At 58.6% G+C, this 19,037-nt stretch carries 18 protein-coding genes and 2 pseudogenes; 3 read left to right on the top strand and 17 right to left on the bottom strand.

Annotated elements, in window-relative coordinates:
• Positions 1–59 precede the first annotated feature (59 nt).
• From NKH28_RS31055 to NKH28_RS31045, 3 genes and pseudogenes are all read right to left on the bottom strand, one after another.
• Positions 60–253: pseudogene (locus tag NKH28_RS31055) on the bottom strand (LysR substrate-binding domain-containing protein); the annotation flags it as partial.
• A 7-nt stretch (positions 254–260) separates the two neighbouring features.
• A complete protein-coding gene (locus NKH28_RS31050) occupies positions 261–950 on the bottom strand; it encodes a hypothetical protein (RefSeq protein WP_352767460.1) in 690 nt (229 codons plus the stop codon).
• Positions 947–1,513 (bottom strand): hypothetical protein, encoded by a 567-nt coding sequence (locus tag NKH28_RS31045; RefSeq protein WP_352851081.1) that lies wholly within the window; start codon positions 1,511–1,513, stop codon positions 947–949. The genes NKH28_RS31050 and NKH28_RS31045 overlap by 4 nt, the downstream gene beginning before the upstream one ends.
• 148 nt (positions 1,514–1,661) lie before the next feature.
• Here NKH28_RS31045 and NKH28_RS31040 point away from each other — a divergent pair, with 148 nt between their 5' ends.
• Positions 1,662–2,264, top strand: coding sequence for a hypothetical protein (locus NKH28_RS31040; protein ID WP_352767462.1), 603 nt, complete (start codon positions 1,662–1,664; stop codon positions 2,262–2,264).
• A gap of 245 nt (positions 2,265–2,509) precedes the next feature.
• On the opposite strand, the pseudogene NKH28_RS31035 reads toward NKH28_RS31040, so the two are convergent.
• The 12 genes and pseudogenes from NKH28_RS31035 to NKH28_RS30980 all read right to left on the bottom strand — a co-directional run.
• Positions 2,510–2,749: pseudogene (locus NKH28_RS31035) on the bottom strand (hypothetical protein); the annotation flags it as partial.
• A 50-nt stretch (positions 2,750–2,799) separates the two neighbouring features.
• On the bottom strand, positions 2,800–4,182 hold the full coding sequence (locus tag NKH28_RS31030; protein ID WP_352539225.1) for an adenylate/guanylate cyclase domain-containing protein: 1,383 nt from the start codon (positions 4,180–4,182) through the stop codon (positions 2,800–2,802).
• A gap of 633 nt (positions 4,183–4,815) precedes the next feature.
• Positions 4,816–5,082 carry a hypothetical protein gene (locus tag NKH28_RS31025; RefSeq protein ID WP_352875077.1) on the bottom strand — a complete coding sequence of 89 codons (267 nt, stop codon included), beginning with the start codon at positions 5,080–5,082 and terminating at the stop codon, positions 4,816–4,818.
• A gap of 814 nt (positions 5,083–5,896) precedes the next feature.
• Positions 5,897–6,799, bottom strand: a complete 903-nt coding sequence (locus NKH28_RS31020) for an ArdC family protein (RefSeq protein ID WP_352929881.1) — start codon at positions 6,797–6,799, stop codon at positions 5,897–5,899.
• A gap of 324 nt (positions 6,800–7,123) precedes the next feature.
• On the bottom strand, positions 7,124–7,489 hold the full coding sequence (locus NKH28_RS31015; protein ID WP_352539474.1) for an ester cyclase: 366 nt from the start codon (positions 7,487–7,489) through the stop codon (positions 7,124–7,126).
• Positions 7,402–7,749 carry an ester cyclase gene (locus NKH28_RS31010; protein WP_352981125.1) on the bottom strand — a complete coding sequence of 116 codons (348 nt, stop codon included), beginning with the start codon at positions 7,747–7,749 and terminating at the stop codon, positions 7,402–7,404. The genes NKH28_RS31015 and NKH28_RS31010 overlap by 88 nt, the downstream gene beginning before the upstream one ends.
• Positions 7,750–8,036: 287 nt before the next feature.
• Complete coding sequence (locus NKH28_RS31005; RefSeq protein WP_502893803.1) at positions 8,037–8,924, bottom strand: SDR family NAD(P)-dependent oxidoreductase; 888 nt, start codon at positions 8,922–8,924, stop codon at positions 8,037–8,039.
• Entirely contained in the window at positions 8,924–9,703 is a 780-nt protein-coding gene (locus NKH28_RS31000) for a hypothetical protein (protein ID WP_352539231.1), read from the bottom strand. Before NKH28_RS31000 ends, NKH28_RS31005 begins: the two co-directional genes overlap by 1 nt.
• A gap of 11 nt (positions 9,704–9,714) precedes the next feature.
• Positions 9,715–10,302: a protein-S-isoprenylcysteine O-methyltransferase gene (locus NKH28_RS30995; protein WP_352503881.1), complete on the bottom strand. Its 588-nt coding sequence runs from the start codon at positions 10,300–10,302 to the stop codon at positions 9,715–9,717.
• Between the two features lie 200 nt (positions 10,303–10,502).
• Positions 10,503–11,075 (bottom strand): hypothetical protein, encoded by a 573-nt coding sequence (locus NKH28_RS30990; protein ID WP_352503882.1) that lies wholly within the window; start codon positions 11,073–11,075, stop codon positions 10,503–10,505.
• A gap of 139 nt (positions 11,076–11,214) precedes the next feature.
• Positions 11,215–11,349, bottom strand: coding sequence for an ABC transporter (locus NKH28_RS30985; RefSeq protein ID WP_352503875.1), 135 nt, complete (start codon positions 11,347–11,349; stop codon positions 11,215–11,217).
• A gap of 199 nt (positions 11,350–11,548) precedes the next feature.
• Complete coding sequence (locus NKH28_RS30980) at positions 11,549–12,121, bottom strand: L,D-transpeptidase (protein ID WP_352503876.1); 573 nt, start codon at positions 12,119–12,121, stop codon at positions 11,549–11,551.
• A 190-nt stretch (positions 12,122–12,311) separates the two neighbouring features.
• Between NKH28_RS30980 and NKH28_RS30975 the strand changes: the two genes are divergently transcribed.
• Together NKH28_RS30975 and NKH28_RS30970 are read left to right on the top strand one after the other, a co-directional pair.
• Positions 12,312–13,067, top strand: coding sequence for an SDR family NAD(P)-dependent oxidoreductase (locus NKH28_RS30975; RefSeq protein WP_352503877.1), 756 nt, complete (start codon positions 12,312–12,314; stop codon positions 13,065–13,067).
• Between the two features lie 89 nt (positions 13,068–13,156).
• Positions 13,157–13,456: a hypothetical protein gene (locus NKH28_RS30970; RefSeq protein ID WP_352503878.1), complete on the top strand. Its 300-nt coding sequence runs from the start codon at positions 13,157–13,159 to the stop codon at positions 13,454–13,456.
• 68 nt (positions 13,457–13,524) lie between these two features.
• Here NKH28_RS30970 and NKH28_RS30965 read toward each other — a convergent pair whose 3' ends face one another.
• On the bottom strand, positions 13,525–15,165 hold the full coding sequence (locus tag NKH28_RS30965) for a recombinase family protein (RefSeq protein ID WP_352981121.1): 1,641 nt from the start codon (positions 15,163–15,165) through the stop codon (positions 13,525–13,527).
• Positions 15,166–15,591: 426 nt separating this feature from the next.
• Positions 15,592–18,960, bottom strand: a complete 3,369-nt coding sequence (locus NKH28_RS30960) for an AAA family ATPase (RefSeq protein WP_352981120.1) — start codon at positions 18,958–18,960, stop codon at positions 15,592–15,594.
• Positions 18,961–19,037: the final 77 nt, after the last annotated feature.

The raw sequence follows: 19,037 nt of genomic DNA, 5'->3' as shown, positions 1-19,037 counted from the left end.
GCCCAACCGCTAACCATCTCATATAGCGGCTTCGGAGTCCGTGGAGACGATCGCGCTTCTGATCTTGCAGCGAACTCGCGGGCCAGGCCGACGAAGGCCTTGAGAGCGGCCGAGGGGTTGAGGCGTCCCGGATAGTAGAGGCAGAGCCTGGCGAAGGGGGGTGTCCGGTCCTCCAGCACGCGAACGAGGCGTCCTGCCTCGATGTCGGTCGCACATTCTGTTCCATGAAGAAGCCAAGCCCAATGCCTTCGAGGGCCATGTCAGTGAGCGCCCAAGTGGCTTATGGCGACCAGGCGATCGTAAACGATGTCGGCGCGGCCCGCCGGTCCGCGAATGTTTCCTTCGAGGAAATGGTCGAAGTTGGGGTCGGCAAGCATCTCGGCAATTTGCTCTGCGATATAGATTCGGATCTCAAGTTCGGCCCCGGCGATTTCCTCGACGAGCTCCTCACGCCCATCGACGAGCAGGAGAATGTCCTCAGCATCCCTGCTACCGATGAGATCGGCTTCACCGCGCCGGCGGTACGTCTCCAGTTTGGTTGCGACAAATAAAGGAGGCGTGAGGTGTCGGATCACGAGCGTTTCCTCCAACGCCGCTGGGACCGCCGTCTCAATCCCCTTGGCGTACCAGCGATTGCTGAAGCCGAGGATAGCCTCGTCGTCCGGCATGAAGTCGACCTTAAGGTCGCCAAGTTTCATGCGGCAGATGACATTGTCGTCCGGCGACTCGGAAAAGCCGCGCTCGCGCAACCGATTCATTAGTTCCGCGCATTCTGCGAAACCGGCAAGATCAGCGATCAGGTCGACGTCGTCGGTCGCCCTGACCCCTTCCAGGGTGATGGGATCCGTTATATAGAGCGCTGTCGTGCAGCCGCCGACAAAGACCAGGCGCGCCCGAAGCTCGTCGCCGATCGCAACGGCGACCGTCTTCAGCTGAACCTGGACCGTCATCCCAACCTCTCTGCCAGCAAGTTGGCGGCCAGATTGGCCTCGCGCTGATTGCCAAGACGCACGGCGTCAACGAGCGCGAGATAGGCGTAGAGACGCTCGTCCTTCTCGGCAGCGTCCGGCACGCTTTTGAAGAGCGGTTCGACCGACTGGCCCATTTCCTGACCGCGAGCATAAGGCCAGACGCTGATGAGGCTGCCGGCGCTTTGCAGGGAATTGCGAAGAACAGGTGCCGCAAAGGCCGTAGGTAGACCGCGTTGCATTGTGCCCGGCTTTGCAGGAAAGACGAATTTCAGGCCATGAACGATGAATTCGCGCAGCTGTCGCCGGTTCGGCTTGGGTCGACCGGTCTTCCTGTCCTTGATCGCGATACCAGATGCGAGACTGCGCTTGATTGAGGCGCTGACTTCGGTCTTGCTGATCCCAAGCGCCGCCTCAAGGCCGCGGACGGAATAAGGATCCTCTCCCCCCACGAGCCCTTGCCGCGCCGGCTGATGACCGATATTTTGCTCGTCGTCCTCCAAGCTCACCAACTTGAGCAGAACGACAACATCCTGGCTTTTCATCATAGTAATCGCTGCTGTCCTTTGTCCTCGGACAGAGGACACTAACCCATGTGACAGGCCGCACTGTCAACGCCGCGCGCCGGTGGAGAAATTGGCCCTTGATTTTTTGCAGCTCTGAGCTTCTGAAAGGTCCTGCACGAGGCGCGTCATGCCCACCGATAGCCAGTACATTTTCGAAAGTATCAAGCAGGGGTGCGTGATGCTTTCCGATGACGAGTTCGTCATAGACAGGTTGGTGAAGTATTTCGGCAATGGCAGGATCCGCTGGCACGTCGAATTCCGTGAGCATCGCATCGAGCTGTCGACCGGCCAGCTCAAGAAGCAGCCTGCCTTCCGCAGGAAGATACTCGAACAGGCTGGCGTGCTGCCGCCCCGGCGTGCCGGGGCCAGTTACAGGCGATGGGCACTCAATCTGAGGAAGAATGCCATCGAGCTTCCCTGGCGAGACAGGCCGGTCGACGCCGATTTCGCCATCGACAGGCTCACCAGCCACGGAGATGGGCGCTGGACGGTTGAATACCAGGGCAAGTCAATCAAGTTCACGTCAATCAAACTGCGCAGGCAAGTCAGTTTTCGCAAACGCATGCTGGCCAAGGCCAAGGTGCTGCCGCCCGAGTTGGCACCGTCCGCTTATCGAAAGTGGATGGACTGGCTCATTCACAACGCCTCCGAGGCTGCGCCGCTAGCCGGCGAGGCCTCGATGCCAGAGAAAAGCTGGCTTGACGATCTGCCAGAGCTAGCCGGCTGGTAAAATGAAGCACCGCCCCAAGCGACCAGCTAGCCTGAATATCTCAAAGTGAGGGGTGCATCGGACCCCGTCCTTGGATCTGATGACTCTTTGTTGCAAAAGCAGTTTCTCAGATTCTCGGGGCCGATGCACCCCTCACTTTGAGATATTCAGGCTAATACTTATCTTGGCGTACATATCTCGCTCGGTGCGGCGCACTTGCGCCTTGCACCGTCCGACTGGCATGTGCCATCCGGATTGCCGCTAGCTCACGCAGTCCGGGGCCTGGTCAGTCCAGAGCGGGATGCAGCTTCTTCGCTTCTTCGCTTCTTCGCTTCTTCGCTTCTTCGCTTCTTCAGGTTCGACATTGATTTTCGATTTTTCGATTGCCAGGGTATGTCGGGCGTTCCACGCACGACGAGTCGAACATCGGGATGCTTGCGCACCTCGATGGCAAATTTCGCCAGCAGGTTGATGCCGGAAGAGTTGAGAAAGTGAAGGTCCCTCAGAGAGGGGCGACATGGGACCGCGACGGAAAAACTGAAATATTGGACCGTTTTCACTCGAGCCCGATCCACACAAAGCCGTCCTGCTTTCGGCAGGGATATACGATCAGCTTTGCGCGGTTTTTCGAAATGTCACCCAAATATTCAAGGCCCGCCCTGGTACCATCGTGCTCCAACTTCGCCCACTCCCTGATTTCGCCGGTAAGCAGGTCGAAACAACTCTGATGCCAGCGGCAGACCAGGCCAAGATCTGCGGTGATCGTGCTCTCCATGTGTGGGAGCTTCAGCTTTTCGGCCTGAGCGGAACTTCGGCGCTCGTAGAGCGGCAGATGAAGATGCGGGCAGGCATTGTTGAAGGCGCAATAGCTATCGGATCCGCGAACGACGACGATGTCGTAATCTTCAAAATCGAGAATCCGGCGTTCGTGGGGCTGAAGCTCGTCTTCGGCGAAAGCGCGAATCCACCTCCTGCCGCCCTGACGGATGGTTTCGCGAGGCCGTCTGGCATTCAGCTCGGCGTCAATTTCGGGCTTCAGCCTGACGATTTCGAACAGGCTTGTGCGCTCGCCGGTACCGCGAAGGCGTACCCTGACGAAGTCGCCGATTTCCACCTTGTCGGCGATCTGGTCGCGGAGGGCCTCGGATATCAGCAATCGCGTACCGGCATCTTTATTGGCGGCCTCGACCCGGCTGGCCAGATTTACAATGTCGCCGATGGCCGTGAGACGTTTGTGTCCAGCAAAACCCAATGTGCCGATGACGGCTTCGCCATAGTTGAGGCCGATGCGAATATCGAAATCGATGCCATACATCGAGGCAAAGAACGGCTTCAGACGATCAACTGTGGCGAGGGTCTGAAGTGCGGCGTTCACGGCGCGGAGCGGAGCGTCGGGCTGGTCGTCGATGCCGAATATTGCCATGAGGCCATCGCCGATCAGTTTGTCGATGAAACCGCCATTCTGCTCGATGATGTCGCCGACCTGGGCGAAGTAACGATTGAGCAGATACATCACGTCGTAGGGGGAAAGCCGCTCCGACAGCGCTGTGAAATCTACAATGTCGCTGAAGAAGACCGCAACATGCCTTGCTTCGCCGCAACGCGTCGCGGCAGAAGCGCCAAGCTGGCTGGTGATCATCATGTCGGTTTCGTCTAGCACCAGGCGTCGGACGCGAAGCTCGCCTTCCGGTCTGAGCTGACAGGCCAGCCGAACCTCATCGGCCAATCTCAACCGGTTCGCCATCAGGGTTTCGTCCGGATTCCGGTCCGGGCAAGCCTCAATGCCGTCGAGAACCCAAACGCGGCATGTCGAGCATTTCGCCCTGCCGCCGCATGCGTGGGCAAATGGCACGCCCGATCTGAGAGCCGCCTCAAGCAAGGTCTCATCTGCGGCCACGTCGAAACCCACTCTGTCGGGTAAAGCGGTTACTTTGGTCATATCACCGAACACAGGTCCGTCGCGTTAACTGGCTTGCCAGTGTAGCACCAATCGGCTCAGGCAATAGAATCATGCAAAATTCGAGCACCGACGAAGCCGAAATGGTTTCGTTGCGGGGACCGGACCATAAGACCGCTTGCATCGGCAGCGACCGCTTGCTGAGCGGACAACGAGGGTTCATCACGGCGCGGATCGTGTTGGTGTCCTCGCAGAGCAGAATCGGGCTTAGTCCAGATGCAACAACCACGCAGCAACGATGTACGCCCGCAATCAGCGCGGGAAGCGGATCATCTCGCTCTAATCGTCGAACTTCCGTCAATGGCGCGTCCCGCTGGTTCAAACACATGAGCCGGAGCAAGCCCGAAATGAGCATAACGACTGGCTGGGGTGGCAAGCGGAAGTCCAGCGTGAACGCGCGGAATAGTTGATTTGCGGACTTGAGCCGGCATTAGGTTGCGCAAGCTGTAGCGGCTGACCTTGGCGCGACCGAGACCAACGTCGGCGCTGACGCGCAGGGCCCGCTCTTGAAGCCAGTGGCCAGCGGGCTCTACGCCAACAATGGGCGCTTTCCAGAATGACTGGAACCGCACCATCGCTGACCAAACCTAAGCTTGGCCAGCGGAGCAATCACCTTTACGATTCGACCAGGATCACCAAGGACTCTGGAACCACTCCATCGAAGGCCATCGCATCCGCGGCTTCCTTGCTCTGCATAGCTTTCATCATGGCGTCCATGTCCGGAACGTCCATGAGAACGGCCACCCGAGTCGGATTTTGTGGATCTACAAATGTTCGTATGTTGGTCACGCCGAGCGGACCAAAAAGCTCTTTGCGCTTCGGCGAGTCGAGCCAGTGTTTTGTGCCCTTTGTGATGTTATGGTAGCCAATGACTGTCGGCATTGCATCCTCCCTATCGTAACGGCGAAGGCCCGGCATCAACCAAAAGTGCCAAGATCCATCCCGTCGAACGACGGAGCGCCGTTTCGGTTGGACTGTCAATTATTTCGTTAAAGGCGCGCGGAAGAACGATTCGGAGTGGGCGTTTCTTACGGACCGTTCGACCTCAATGAACCAGGATCGCGGTCACGCGGCTGTGGCTATTGACATGTGACAAGCGCAAACAGCCGGACAACAACAGCAAGGACTCGCGTGGCACATATCGGGATCCGGCGCTGGGGTCGGAAAGGGCAGTTGGGCGTAGGTGCCTGTCATGACCCGGCGGGCCAAGCTCGGGGTTATCGCTGAGGTGGAGGCCTCGGATGAGCGTTCTTACGAACGGGCGACCCAGCAACGTGACTGCGCACGAGATTGTTGAAGAGCTGATCCTACAAGCCCGTCGCGGTCAAATCATCTCCGTCAAAGAGACCATTACAGTGGTGCGCCGAGACGGGCCGCAAGTGGAAAGTGACTGCGCGCCGGTCGAGCTTATTGTAGAGATTGCCCAGCCTTTGGCCTGTTTGTCGCGTTCGACCTCCACGAATAGCGTCATGGCAACCCACTGGTTCAACCCCGAGAGGGCACTCTTTGCGCCAGCCGGTTATCCGATCCCGCTCAGAAATTTCTACCAACATTCCCGCCTTCCAAGGAACCAAGGAACAAATCTTCTCGGCAGGAGGTTCTATCCTCGACCATGGTTGAGGTCGACAGAAGGAAACAGAAGGCTATCGCCGACCTTGTGCGACGGTGGGGTCACATCAGATGGTCTCGGGCCGCTTCATTCCGCGGCCTCCAGCAAGCCGGCTTCTTCCTGCAAGCCGTGAAGAAAATCCGCGGCGCGCTGCGCGTGGCTGGCTGCGGTGAAGATCGCCCGCTTGTCGTTCTTAAGCACCTTCAGCCATGAGCCGATATAGGCGGCATGGTCGGGCCGGGTTTCGGGCGTCAGGTCGAGATCGGCGGACAGGAAGATCGAAGCAAGTTCAGCAACGAGTTCTTCCATCGCGTAGCCTTCGTCGCCCCAGCGCTTGCGGCCAAAATCCCGCTCCAGCCGCGAGGGGTGGCGCGTCCAGTGCGTGCACTCGTGCGCCAGCGCTGCGTAATAGCTTTCGGCATTGCGGAAGGTCTCGAACGGCGGCATCTGCACATGGTCGCTGCCCATGCTGTAATAGGCCTGATTGCCGCCGTGACGGATATCGGCGCGCAGCGCGGCGAAGAAAGTTTCCGCATGCTCGATGCGTGCTACCGGATCGAGGCGCTGTTCCGCCGGGGCATAGAATTGCGCCGGTAGGCCCTCGATCTGCTCGACATTAAAGACGGTGTAGCCCTTCATAAACGGGATATCCCGCTCCTGCTCCTCGCCGGTCGCTTCGTCCTTCTCTGTCCTGCGGATACGGTCGGCATAAACGACAAGATTGCCCCTCTCGCCCTTGTGGACATGCGCGCCCATCTCTTGCGCCTGTTTGAAGGTCATCCAGATCGGCGCGGCAAAGCCCTGCGCCATGGCTACCGACCAAAGCATGATGATGTTGATTCCCTGATAGGGCACGCCGTTATGACGTAAGGGCGGCGAAATCCGCCCGGCGGCGTGCTCCGCGTTCCAAGGCTTCAGCCATGGGCGCAGGCCCTGTTCCAGTTCGGCAACAATGCTCGCCGTCACCTTCTCATAAACATCTGCTTTCATTGGTTTTTCCTCCTAGTTTACGGTTGCGCAGCAGCTGCTGCTGCAACCGGACTAGGCCCCGCGCCAATGAGCGGGCGGAATGCGGTCAAGGCTGAAAATCAAAGGGTGGTGCGGCCCACAGCGGAGTGAGCACACGGCCTTTGATTTTCACGCGAATAGCGCCCGGCCTTGACGGCAGGGGGCGGCAGCCCCGGATCAAAAGAGAAAAGGTTGCACGGGCCGAAACGGCCCGTTCAGGTCACGGCCTGAAAGGGCGTGCTTGCGCGAGGGATGGAAGCCGGATGGCCGAAATCCCGGCGTAGCGTGGCGAAGCCGGAGTTCGGTTTACGAGAGCCCGGTCCTGCGTAGCTTCAGCGAAGCAGTACGCGCCCAGAATCCGGCGCCGTAATCGGGTTCGGTCGCTGTTCCGGTTTTTGCTGCGCCGCATGCGCCTTCCCTGAGGCCATGCGAGGTCACTGCGTACGGGAAAGCTGGCATTGGTGTAGCTGAGGAAGTGCGGCGCAATCGGTGGAAGTTTAAGATAACTGCCAAGGCATGAAAAGCATTGAAGGCACTCCCTGGCGGCTTGGCGGTCAGCTGCTCCTGGAACTTGGCGAAGTCGGCTACCTCCCAGTGCTCGGCGAGCTTTCCGTCGGCGATCCGATAGAATTGAAAAGCAGCGAAATCGACGCGATTGCCGGTCGCCTTGATCTCACCGAAGTCATTTTCACCTGGGTGCCGCTGACGCGACTCATGACCGCCACCCGATCGCCCTCGCCGATGATCTGCTCGATGGTCCAAGTGAAATCGGGAAAGCTGGACTTTAGGCCCTCGAGATAGCCGCGGATGACGTCGATGCCAGAGGATTGTTCATTCAGCTTGTCACCATAGTCCTGCGAAACAATGTCGGCGAGCTGGGTCAGATCACCGGAACATATCGAAATAGCGGCGGACGATGGCTTTATTGGCATCAGAATCGGACATGGGCTGCTGTACCCGGTTCCATTCGCTGGCAGGCTGCATCGTCGGCAGTGACCGTGCTGAGCCGCCTGTGACTCGAAGCGTCGAGTAGATGAACGAGCGCTGGCCACGCCGAGAGGCGGTCGCTTGGAGGGCGGTAGGTCTGGAAGGTTGGCTTTTGTCTCGCTGGCCGAGAGGGACTTCATGCACGAGCGCAGCAACGGTTCAGGTGGAAAGCGTTTGGTCGTTGCCAAGACCATCGGCGACTTCTGAAATAGCGAGCGGGCGTGCTGGTCCTTCAGGGGATAATTCCCCGAGGGCCCCGGCGTAGCTGAATCTGGCGGGTACCGCAGCATTTCTTGAACTTCATACCTGAACCGCAAGGACATTGATCATTGCCGCCGCGTTGCAGCCGGCCGACCAGGGGCAGCAGCGCTGCTGAAGGCAGGAGCGCTGCCGCAAGGGCAGCCAACTTGCCCGAGATTCCCGGTACGACGAGGCGACGACCGGATTTGAACCCTCGCCACGCCCGTTCGGCCACATACTCCGGATCCACCTTGGGCAAGATGTTGAAGAGCGCCGTCTGATTGGCGCCTGATCTTGCGAGAAACTCCGTCGACACCGGGCCTGGTGCAACGCATGTGACCGTCACACCGGTTCGGCGCAATTCCTGGTGAAGCGCCTCTGAGAAGAAGCGCACGAAAGCTTTGCTGGCGAAGTACAGAGCCATATAAGGCCCGGGAACGAACCCGGCCACGGAACTGAGATTGAGCACCCCGCCCCGTCGGCGCGCCACCATTCCCGGCAGAAAATGGAGGGTCAGTTCTGTGAGGGAATGTATGTTGAGATCGATGATGCCCAGTTGATCATCAATAGGCAGCGCCGTCGTCGCGCCCCGCAGGCCATAGCCGGCGCTGTTGACCAGGACATCACAGACCAGGCCGTGTGTGGACAGAAAGCCCTCCATGCGCGTCGGCGCATCGCCTGCCACGAGATCCAACTCGAGCGTGAATGCCTCGCCGCCCGCCTCCCTAACTTCAGACGCCGCGGCGGCCAAACCCTCGGGCGAGCGGGCAACCAGCACAACCGCACCGCGCTCCCTTGCCGCGACGCTCGCAATCGCCCGGCCAATTCCACCCGAGCCGCCAATCACGACGATAGCTGGCCGGTATTCACAGTGCGAAATCACGTCGCGTTCCTCTGTCTTGCAGGAGCGGAAACTCCTTGACCGAGCAGCATCACTTCATTGGCGACAGTGCCGTTCAGGATCTTTTCGAATCTCTCCAGTGCTCGTGCGACGTTCGCTCCATCCATGACCCGGTGATCGTAGTGGATGCGGACATTCACCGATCCGTCTTTGCCGATCGGACCGTAGTTCAGAAGCGTGGTCAGTGGTGTCAGCGGGTTGAGTGATTCCGCACCGAGACCAGAATAGACCGACAGTTGGAAGGTACCGAAGTAATTTGCCCTTTGCCGGGCGATGTTCAACCCTAGCCACATAAGCAGCCACCTGACTGGCGCGGGCGCACCTGCCACCCGCAAGGCACGCCGAAACTCCGGGACCTCCAGGATCGGCCGTGATCGAGCCGCATGGATGGATCCCTCAAGTTCCGTGATGGAGTAGCGCTCCGGGCACTTGATGCAGCTCAGCAGAACGGCCGGCTCGCCATCATATTCGCGCTCGTGGGCAATCGAGGCTACGCTTGCCGGATACTCATAAAGCTGCGGCCAGGGCAACTTGACATAGGCGCGCCGCAGCTCCGGCATCTCTAGGGCAAGAAGCGCATATCCTTTCAGGAAGATCGCGGTCCAGGAGGGCCTGGTCTGTTGCGCCATTCTAGCCCTTACGAGTGGGCTGAGGTTCATCTGACGCTGCACCGCGACCCGTGGCACGCCGATCGAAAACCTCATCAGATCGCCAACAAGGCGCCGGGGCGCGGAAAGCTTGAGGGCTCGGCCTCGCATAAAACGTACCTCTAATAAAGATAAGGGACTATTCGCTTGGTCTTTTCCATATAGGCACGGTATTGCGGGCCGAAATTCTCCAGCATCATACGCTCTTCCTCGTCCACTCTCAGCAGGAAAAGGACTGCGAACCCAATCAAACCCGATATGCCCGCAATCCAGTTCGCCAGCAAAAAGACCTGGCCGAGGCCCATGAGCAGGAACGAGGTATACATCGGGTGGCGGACCAAAGCGTATGGTCCGGCGCAGATGAGTTCATGCCGTTCGCGAATCTCCAGCGTAATCGACCAGTTCCGGCCAAGTTCCTTATGGGATCTGCGAAAAACCCATAGCGCGGAGCAGAAGATGATTGTGCCGAGAGCCACGGCCCAAACGCTGGCCGGGTGGTCAGCCGCTGCGGGCATGCCGGTGACAACATAGAAGGCAGGCAGGATTGCGAGGCCAAACAGAGCAGATGCAAGCCCGACGATGTCGGAACGTGAGCGGTAGCCAGTTACAATTCGCACGCGCCTTGCCCGGCGCTCGAAGGGATACCGAATCACGTACCAAGCAACGATGCCGATCACCCAAATGACCTCGCCAAGTGAGGCTGCCGCAATGCTCACTTCAGGTCACCAGCGCCCTTTCTGCGATCGCGACTGTAGCAGCTGCCCCTGAGTATGGCCACTTCACCCATCGTCTCGATTTCGTCACCGGCCGACCTTCAGGCGCAGCGATCCTCTCCGAGTTAGTCCGCAGACGCGAAAGCCGGAGGGGCAGTACCGATCGCATTCGGTCCCATTCATCCCTCGAATCTTGGTTATGTATTCATCTCCCGAAGCTCGGTTATGAATTGTTGCGGCCGGAGCTGAATGGCGGGAGTCTTATATCCCATGGAATGAGCGATGTCCGCCACGAAGCCGTTGCAGTTCAAGACCGTCGCCTGCCAGACATGCGAGCTCGCCTGCAGCTTGCGGATGTAGGCAACGACTTTGTCGTATTCGGCCCGGGTCAATATGATTTGCCAGCTTGCGGATCTGTATGGTTCTTCCAGATCACCGTCGCTCCACCCGGTTTCGGCTGGCACCGGCACGATATGGCCCAGAACATAGGGAACCGCACTGTTCGAAGCCGGGTGAAGGCCCGCGACTTGGGGATCGATCATTCTCCCGGCCCGGTCCAGGCGCCCAAAAACTGCGTAGGTGTGGCCGTAGCTTAGGGCGTAGCGGGAGCGGAACTCGATGAAGTACCGCTCGTCGTTTTTTTGAGGCGCAGCTCCGCCATCGGCATAAGATACGAAATTCGGCTGGGGCGGCAGGTCTTTCGTCTGACATGCCGCTGCCGGGAGGGCCACCAACGCCACAAGCAAGAGACGGCTACTTAGAAGCGTCATCGCCGCGTCCATTCCCGAACTTCACAAAGCACAGACCTAATAACGGCCTATGCTCGCCAACCGCTATGAAGCCGGCCAAAGCCCCGGCTGCGTATGTATGGGGAAGGGCTTGGCACCCCTTCCCCATACAAGCCGGTCCTTACTTAATCACTGGTTGCTCTACCGGAGCGGGTGCCGGAGCCTTACCCTTTCCTTTGCCGATCCAGTCGTTCGCGCAGCCGCTCAGGCTGGCAACGGCGAGCACAGCAACCATTGCAATCAATATCCTGTTCATCAAGCAATCCTTTCCCCGGGGGCGGAATAGCCTATGGAATCGCCACAACTAAAACGATATGCAGCCCCACGAAGTTAGCTGCGATCTACACCAACGCCTAGTGCAGAAATGACACAGTTGGCACCCGGTTGCCGGCGGCACCTTTGCGGTGACGTGCTGGCAGGGTTCACCATCCAACGAAGATCAGGCCTGCCCACCATCAAACAACCACCACCGTCGTGCCCAAAGGAGTACGGTCGTAGAGGTCAATGACGTCGTCATTTATCATACGGATGCACCCGTTCGATACCGCTGTGCCTATCGTCCATGGCTCGTTTGTACCATGTATCCGGAAGTGGGTGTCGCGCCCGTCTCGATAGAGATAAAGGGCACGCGCACCAAGCGGGTTGTTTGGTCCGCCAGGGACCCCCCCTGCATACTGCACCAGGCGCGGCTTGCGCTGCATCATGCTGGCGGTGGGTGTCCACGACGGCCAGTCCGCCTTGCGGCCGACGGTCGCTGTACCCTTGAAGGAAAGTCCCTGCTCGCCGACGCCAACGCCGTAGCGCGTCGCCCACCCGTCAGACTCGACGGCATAGAGAAAACGGTGCGAAGTATCGACGACGATCGTTCCGGCCGGCTCGTTTCCGTCGTACCGCACATGCTGCCGTCGGTAACGAGGATTCAGGCCACGCCTTGGTCCGAACGCGGATGAAATCGACGTGCATCCGGAGATCATCAGAGCCAGACTACCCAGCACGAGCCCCCGGCGCGCAATGTGGTGTTCTTCCATTTGTACCTGCTAGGAAACTGGTCATCTACCGCCGCCCTGGTCTCTACCATTCCGAGGCCTGCGGGCCAAGTCTCGCTGTGTGGTGGCAAAAACGAATTCACAGGATTAAACAAGCGAATTGGAGCGAAACTTCTTGCGATGACCGTCTGCCTCTGTTCGGTTATGTCAGAAATGGCATAGGACAGAGCCGATGAAGCCTGACTTCCATGGTAAAGTCGCGATTGTGACCGGCGCAGGCTCCGGAATAGGTGCGGCTGTTTCACGGCAACTCGCGCAAGAAGGAGCCGAGATTGTTGTCGCCGACCTTGATGCCGAGGCCGCGCGCTGCACAGCCGCCGAAATAAGCTCGCAAGGAGGCAGGGCCTACGACTTTGCGGTAGATGTCACGGATGCGGCAGCAGTGGAAAAGCTGATCGAGTTCACTGTCCAGAAATGCGGCGGACTGGATATGGCGGTAAACAATGCAGGTATCGACGGCATTCGAAAAGCAACGGCAGACTATCCGCTCGACAACTGGCACAAACTGATAAACGTTAATCTCAATGGCGTTTTCTACAGCATGAAGTACGAAATCGCCGCGATGCTGGATCGAGGCGGAGGTGCCATCGTGAACATGTCCTCTGTTCTCGGTTCCGTCGGCTTGCCAACTGCGTCCGCTTACACGGCAGCGAAACACGGGGTCGTTGGATTAACCAAGGTTGCGGCGATTGAATATGCTAGGATGGGCATCCGGATCAATGTCGTCGGCCCCGGCTGGATCGAAACGCCTCTTTTATCGGAGCAAATGGAGGCATTAGCCAGCCGGCGCATGGCGGGTCTTCAGCCGATGGGCAGGCGCGGGAAACCGGAAGAGGTAGCGGCTCTTGTGTGCTTCCTGTTGTCCGACCAGGCCAGCTTTATCACTGGGAGCTACCATCTGGTGGACGGAGCTTACACCGCCCATTAGTGCAGTGGAGACCGGTAACTTCTCTGGGGTGAGCGCGGCCACGATTTGTCGACTGGGCCATCACCATCTCTTTGGTTTCGGAGGTAGTGATGGGAATGGAGTGGACGATTTCGATCGAAGGGACGAACGAATTCGGCGACATCTGTCGCCGAGAGGTCCGGATCGACAAAAGCGATGAGCGTCTGCGTGAAGGAGACCTGGGCCTGTCGATCGACGACGGCAAGAAGATCATGGCCACCCTGCAAACAGCGGTTGTGACCCAGGAGGCGGAAGCCTACACCCTGTTTCGACGGGTCTGTCCGGATTGCCACAATCTTCGGCAACCGACAGCAAGTTCCACGTGCGGCTGTCGGCGGCGTGATGCGGCATCCGTCCGCGGCAGGGTATGAAATCGCGCAAAATCGTAAAGTGGCGCACAGCACGCGATTCGAACCGCCAACAGGCGCAGGGACTCAATTTAGCAAGTGAGTTCAGTAGCAGCACTGTATTGGCGGTATCCCTCTCCCGCTACCACCTTTCCCCACACTCCTTTGACGCCGTTGGGAAAGGCATCCTCGCCCAGGAGCGCGGTGAGACGCCCGGCGATTTCGACTTCAATGCCGCCGATCCTTGATGGATCTCGAAACACAGTAACAGTTTCGATCAAGTCCCGCATCGCCTCTGCAGTTTCGGAATCGCCGGCCACAACGCCTTCGGCAAGCCCTGTTTGAAGCTGGTTTAGTTGTTCCTCGTAGCGCGCCAGCACCGCAGGATGCAGTGCAATGACATCAGTCGGCGCGGGCACGTTGTCCAGCTCGGCTACAATGCACTTACGTTCTTCATTGAGCGCCGTTGATTGCGGCCCCAACACGGCTGGGTCGCCATGACCCTTGGCGATGGCATTGACCAGCCGATCGATCTCCCGAGATAGCCCTCCAAGCCGTCGTTCCAAACGAGTGCGCTTCGCATCGGTTTCGGCTGCCAGGCGCCTTCGTTCTTCGTGATACGTCTGGACGTACTGGGCTATCACATCCGGATGGTGCATCTCCGCGGTGAGCCCGTCTAAGACAGCATTCTCGACCGTATCCAGATAGAAAGTCTTCGGATCAGGGCATGTCCCGTTCTCTGTCGCCGCCGAGCAACGGATACGAATTCGCCTGGACTTGTCCTTGCCGTTTGAGGACATCCCCGCTCCACAAGCACCGCACCTCAAAAGCCCCGACAACATATGTCGGGGCCGGCGCTGATGGCTTGGGTGTGTAACTGCACGAGCCTTTTTCCTGGCTCGTGCCGCTTCAAACAGTTCGGGCGAGATAATGGCAAGGTCGGGAACTTCGACAGTTTGCCATTCGCCTCTAGGATTTGGGCGCGAGATACGTTTGCCGGTGTCGGGGTCCTTGACCATTCGGACCTTGTTCCAAATCAGCCGGCCGGCATAAAGTTCATTCTGAAGCAGCCCAGTCCCTCTTTGTGCATTTCCATTGATGGTGGAGGCATTCCAGACTCGACCGCGAGGTGGTGGTATGCCGTCTTTATTGAGATTGTAAGCGATGTCGCGCGGCGTCCGTCCGTCAACGTATTCCCTAAAGACGCGACGCACGACCTCGGCTTCGTCCTCTGCGATCAGGCGCTTTCCAGGGTCGCCCAGCAGGTAAGAATAGCCGTAGGTTAATCCACCCGCATGGAGTCCTTTGTTAACTCGGCCAGCTTGGCCTCGCCGAACTTTGTGAGCATTGTCCTCTCGATAGAGCTGCCCAACAAGGCCGCGAAGCCCGACCAAGACTGTGTTTACCACCCCCTCATGAACGGCACGAATTTCGATACCAAGAAATGAGAGGCGCTTGTGAATGCCGGCAAGGTCTTCCATGTCACGAGAGAGCCGATCAAGCGCCTCGACGACGAGCACATCAAATTCGTGCTCACGAGCTTTGTCCATAAGGTGGAGCAAACCATCGCGCCCCATGACCGAACCGCCGGAGCGAGCTCGATCGTCAAACGTTGCGACAACGTTCAAACCCTCACGCTCAGCGTAAGTTCGGCAGAGCGTGAGTTGATCGTCTATTGATCGTTCATTCTGAAGATCGGTTGAGAAGCGTGCGTATATCGCGGCTCGATTCATGATCTATTTTCTCGGCCTGTTCGCGCGCGTGATCTTCGCGGGCCGCTTGGCGCGCGAGAGCGCTTGCAAGACGCAGAATCGCTCTGTCGGGCGCCGGGCGCAAGATGCTTTTGTGGGATTTCACCACCATTGCGGGTGGCGCTCGTCATGGAAGAATAGCCAGGGGCACAATCTCGCGGAAAATACCAGTCCGCAGAATGCGCGGCCTCCTTCAAGCCTGCCGAGATCACTTTCTTGGTCCATGTCTCGCAAGATGTGTTCAGGCGCGAGACAAGAGAAGGCATCAAATCCGTCGGTCGCAAAAAGGGATAGCAAGGCGTGCTATTCGGAAACCACAAGCTTGATCGGTTGCTCTCGTTGAATCAGCCCTTGCGCTTGGCAGCTGCTGCTCGGCCCCTCGTCGGACTCCAGTGATTGCTCGTCAGCCTACAACACCGATGCGAAAATCGCATCAGCGTCGCGGATGACCGAGGTTTCCAGGCCTTCAGCGGTCTCGCTAATCCGAAGCTGATTCCGACAGTCAGCTCGGAGCTCCTGGCCCGAACTTGTTGAGAGCTTGGCCGACTCGGTTGCAGCACGAACCGCCAACCAATGCGCGCCCTGACTTATCGCAGTGTCATAGGCTTTAGTTAGGACTTTCATCCCTCGGGTCACATCCGCCTTGGCGATCAAGCAACCCTCAATACGTTCTATTTCAGCCTGCGCCCATCTCTCGTCGGTCTTGTCCATCGCCTCGATAGCATTCTCGATCGCCCCGAGGCCCTCATCGATCCGTCCATGCCGGAGGCAAATATCCGCAATCGACGAATAGAAGTGTGGCAAGTGCAGTTCAGAGCCCGTCGAGCGCCAACGGTTAATGCCATCTCGCAGCATTTTGAGCCCTTCGTCGGGTAGGTCGCTGCCGATGGCCCAGCCGAGCAACGTGCGAGCACCGCCGGACCAGGATGCCAGTCTGCGGTTGTCAGCTAAAATGAGCATCTGTTCAGCGATCGCGCGGCACTCGACCGGCTCATTGCGGAAACGTCGAGCAAGGGCGAGGTTCATGAGGATAAATGCCAGATTGAGCGGATGATCGAGCCGCTCCGCGGTTTCAACGCTCGACGCACAATTGGCGAGCCCGGTATCGACCCGCCCTGCGAGCACCTGCGCCACGCCGAGATAACTGCGACAAATCGAGGGGCCGTCCTCTCCATACCTTGCGACATCGAAATGCCTATCGGAGGTCGCCCAGGCATTGATTCCAGCCTCGGCCTCCCGTGCAGCATCCCCAATGGCACCGAGATAGAAATAGGACGTGGCGAGCGCCCGATGCGCCAAAGTCGTTTCCTCAACGTTTTCTCTGCGCGAGGCTTCGACAAGGAGTTCCTTGGCCAGGTGTCGGCTCCGGTGCAGGTCAGGCCGGTCAAGATAGAAGTTCCAAAGCGAACGTCGGGCAAAAAAGAGGTTGGACGTGAGGCCCGTGGATATACAAAGCTCTTCGGCACGGAGAAAGTTCGCTTCAACCTTCTCCGACGCGTATCCAGCTGACGCGTTCAGCGGGACGCCCATTTCAATCCGGATTCCGAGTTCAAGCTCATTTGCATCGCCCGAGTTAGTGACTGCTTCCAGGGCGTGCAGCGCGCTCGTGAAATGCGCGACCGCCTCCGGATTGGCAAATCGCGCCGCGGCAGCGCGCCCAGCTTGGAGGAAGCATTCAGCTGCCTCACGATACCGCTTTGCCGCCATGAGGTGGTGTGCAACCAGCTCCGGTTCGGCTGTCGACTCCGAGCCGAGTTTGTCGGCCAGCTGGCTGTGTATGTGCTGGCGCACCGATTTCAACATGCTGTGATAGGCAGCATCGCGAACGAGCGCGTGCTTGAACGTGTATCGTGCGTCCGAGCCCCGTCCGCGACGGAAGACGAGCTCGGCATCCACGAGCTGATCGAGTGCCTCTTCCAACTGGGCAGCGCTGAGCCGCGTGACCGATCGAAGGAGGTCGTGGCGGAATTCGCGGCCGATGCATGCGGCCATTTGCGCAACTTCCTTGACCGGCTGCAATCGGTCGAGGCGGGCCATCAGCGAATCGTGCAACGTTAGCGGAATGTCGAGATTTGCGAGTCCGGCATGATCTTCGTCGAAGACGGCTGCGCGATCGAAGTGGCGGGCTTCAAGAACACCCTTTGTCAGCTCTTCAATGAACAGCGGCACACCATCCGTCGTGGCGATGATCTTGTCCACAATGGTGGGCGGTAGTCGAATATCGCCAGCGAGCTTCTCGATGAATGCGGTGGTCTGTTCACGGCCCAGGCGATTAAGCGCCAATTTCGTCACTATGGGATGTCCGCCAAAACCGTGTTCGAAGGTCGGTCTCGTCGTCACCATCATCATGACCCGAGCGTGCTGAATCCGTTCGACACATTGATCCAACAATTCGAGCGTTGTCGCGTCAATCCAGTGGATGTCCTCGATCACGAACAACAATGGCAGCCTTGCTGCAGCGTCGAGAATGTCGTCCAACAATCCGTCAAGCGTTCGCGCTCGCAGTTGCTGCGGATTCAGGCCCGTCAAAGCATCGCTGTGGTGGTTTTGAAGATCGAGCAGGGAAGCGAAAATAGGCAACAACGGATTTGCTGGACCTTTGGTGGCTTCGAGTTTTCTGACCTTCTCTTCATCCTCATCGGCTTCTCCAATACCGATAGTGCGGCGGAGCTGCTGAACAGCTGGATAGAGCGGCGAGCCAGAGTAATAGGGCGAGCACTGATAGCTCACCCGCACATGGTTCTCTTGAGAGACCGCGTCGATCAAGGCGCGGGTGATGCGAGATTTTCCGATACCCGCCTCGCCGCTGAGAAGCACGAGCTGGCCTTCGCCCCTCTTCGCTTGGCCCCATCGTTCGAGAGCAAGTCCGAGTTCGAGGTCTCTTCCGAACATGACTTGAGGAGCGCTCGTGACGCGCGCGTCATAGCGTGTCTCGATGGCATGTTCCCCGACAACCAAAAATGGCGAGACGGGTACCGAAAATCCCTTCAGTTCGATAGGACCCAGGCTCTCGACCGCGAATATTCCGCCGAGCAACTTTCTCGTGCTCTCGGCGACCACCACATATCCCGGTTGGGCCAGGGCTTGCAGCCGAGCGGCGAGATTGGGTGTTTCGCCAATGACGACTTCTTCGTGTGCGGACCCAGTCCCGATGACTTCTCCGACGACACATAATCCCGTGGCAATTCCCACTCTAGCTGCCATTGGCACTTGAGCAGGAGTGCGCAAACCGGCGACAGCTTTCACAATGGAACGTCCAGAGCGGACCGCCCGCTCGGCGTCCTCCTCGTGGGCGAGTGGCCAGCCGAAGTAGCACAGCACGCCGTCGCCCATGAATTTGGCGACGTAGCCATCATAACGGGCGACCTCTGCGGCGACCAACGATTGATATGCGGCTATGACCGAGCCCAAGTCCTCAGGATCGAGCGTCGAGGCCAGCACGGTCGATCCCACGAGGTCGACGAACATAACCGTCAGGTTGCGCCTCTCTGCCTCACTCCCCTCTCGCCTAGGCACTGCACTTTGGAGAGCATCCCGCTTGGCATTGTCGTTTGCTTTCGGCGGTTGGGCCGGTGGATGCGAGAGCTCGGCGATCGCGGCCAGGATTCTTCTCCGGTGACCAACAGATTTTACGCCAAGCTCCCGCAGGTCATCGTCGGAGAGCTTTGGTAGAATTGCCGGTTCAATGTCGTTGTCGATGAATGCGCCGGCATACTGCTCAAGGCCCAAACCTTGCAGCCATGAAGCGATCTCCTTGCCGCCCTGCTGACGATCCATCGAAGCAGTCAAGCGCACATACTCAAAATGTCAATCGGACCGCCTAAGAATGCGTCACCGTTTGTGGTCAGGTGCGG

Origin of the sequence: Mesorhizobium sp. M1227 (assembly GCF_040318315.1) — a bacterium.
Lineage (GTDB): Bacteria > Pseudomonadota > Alphaproteobacteria > Rhizobiales > Rhizobiaceae > Mesorhizobium.
The sequence above is the reverse complement of the archived record's forward strand: the minus strand, read 5'-3'. Positions and strand labels throughout refer to the sequence as shown.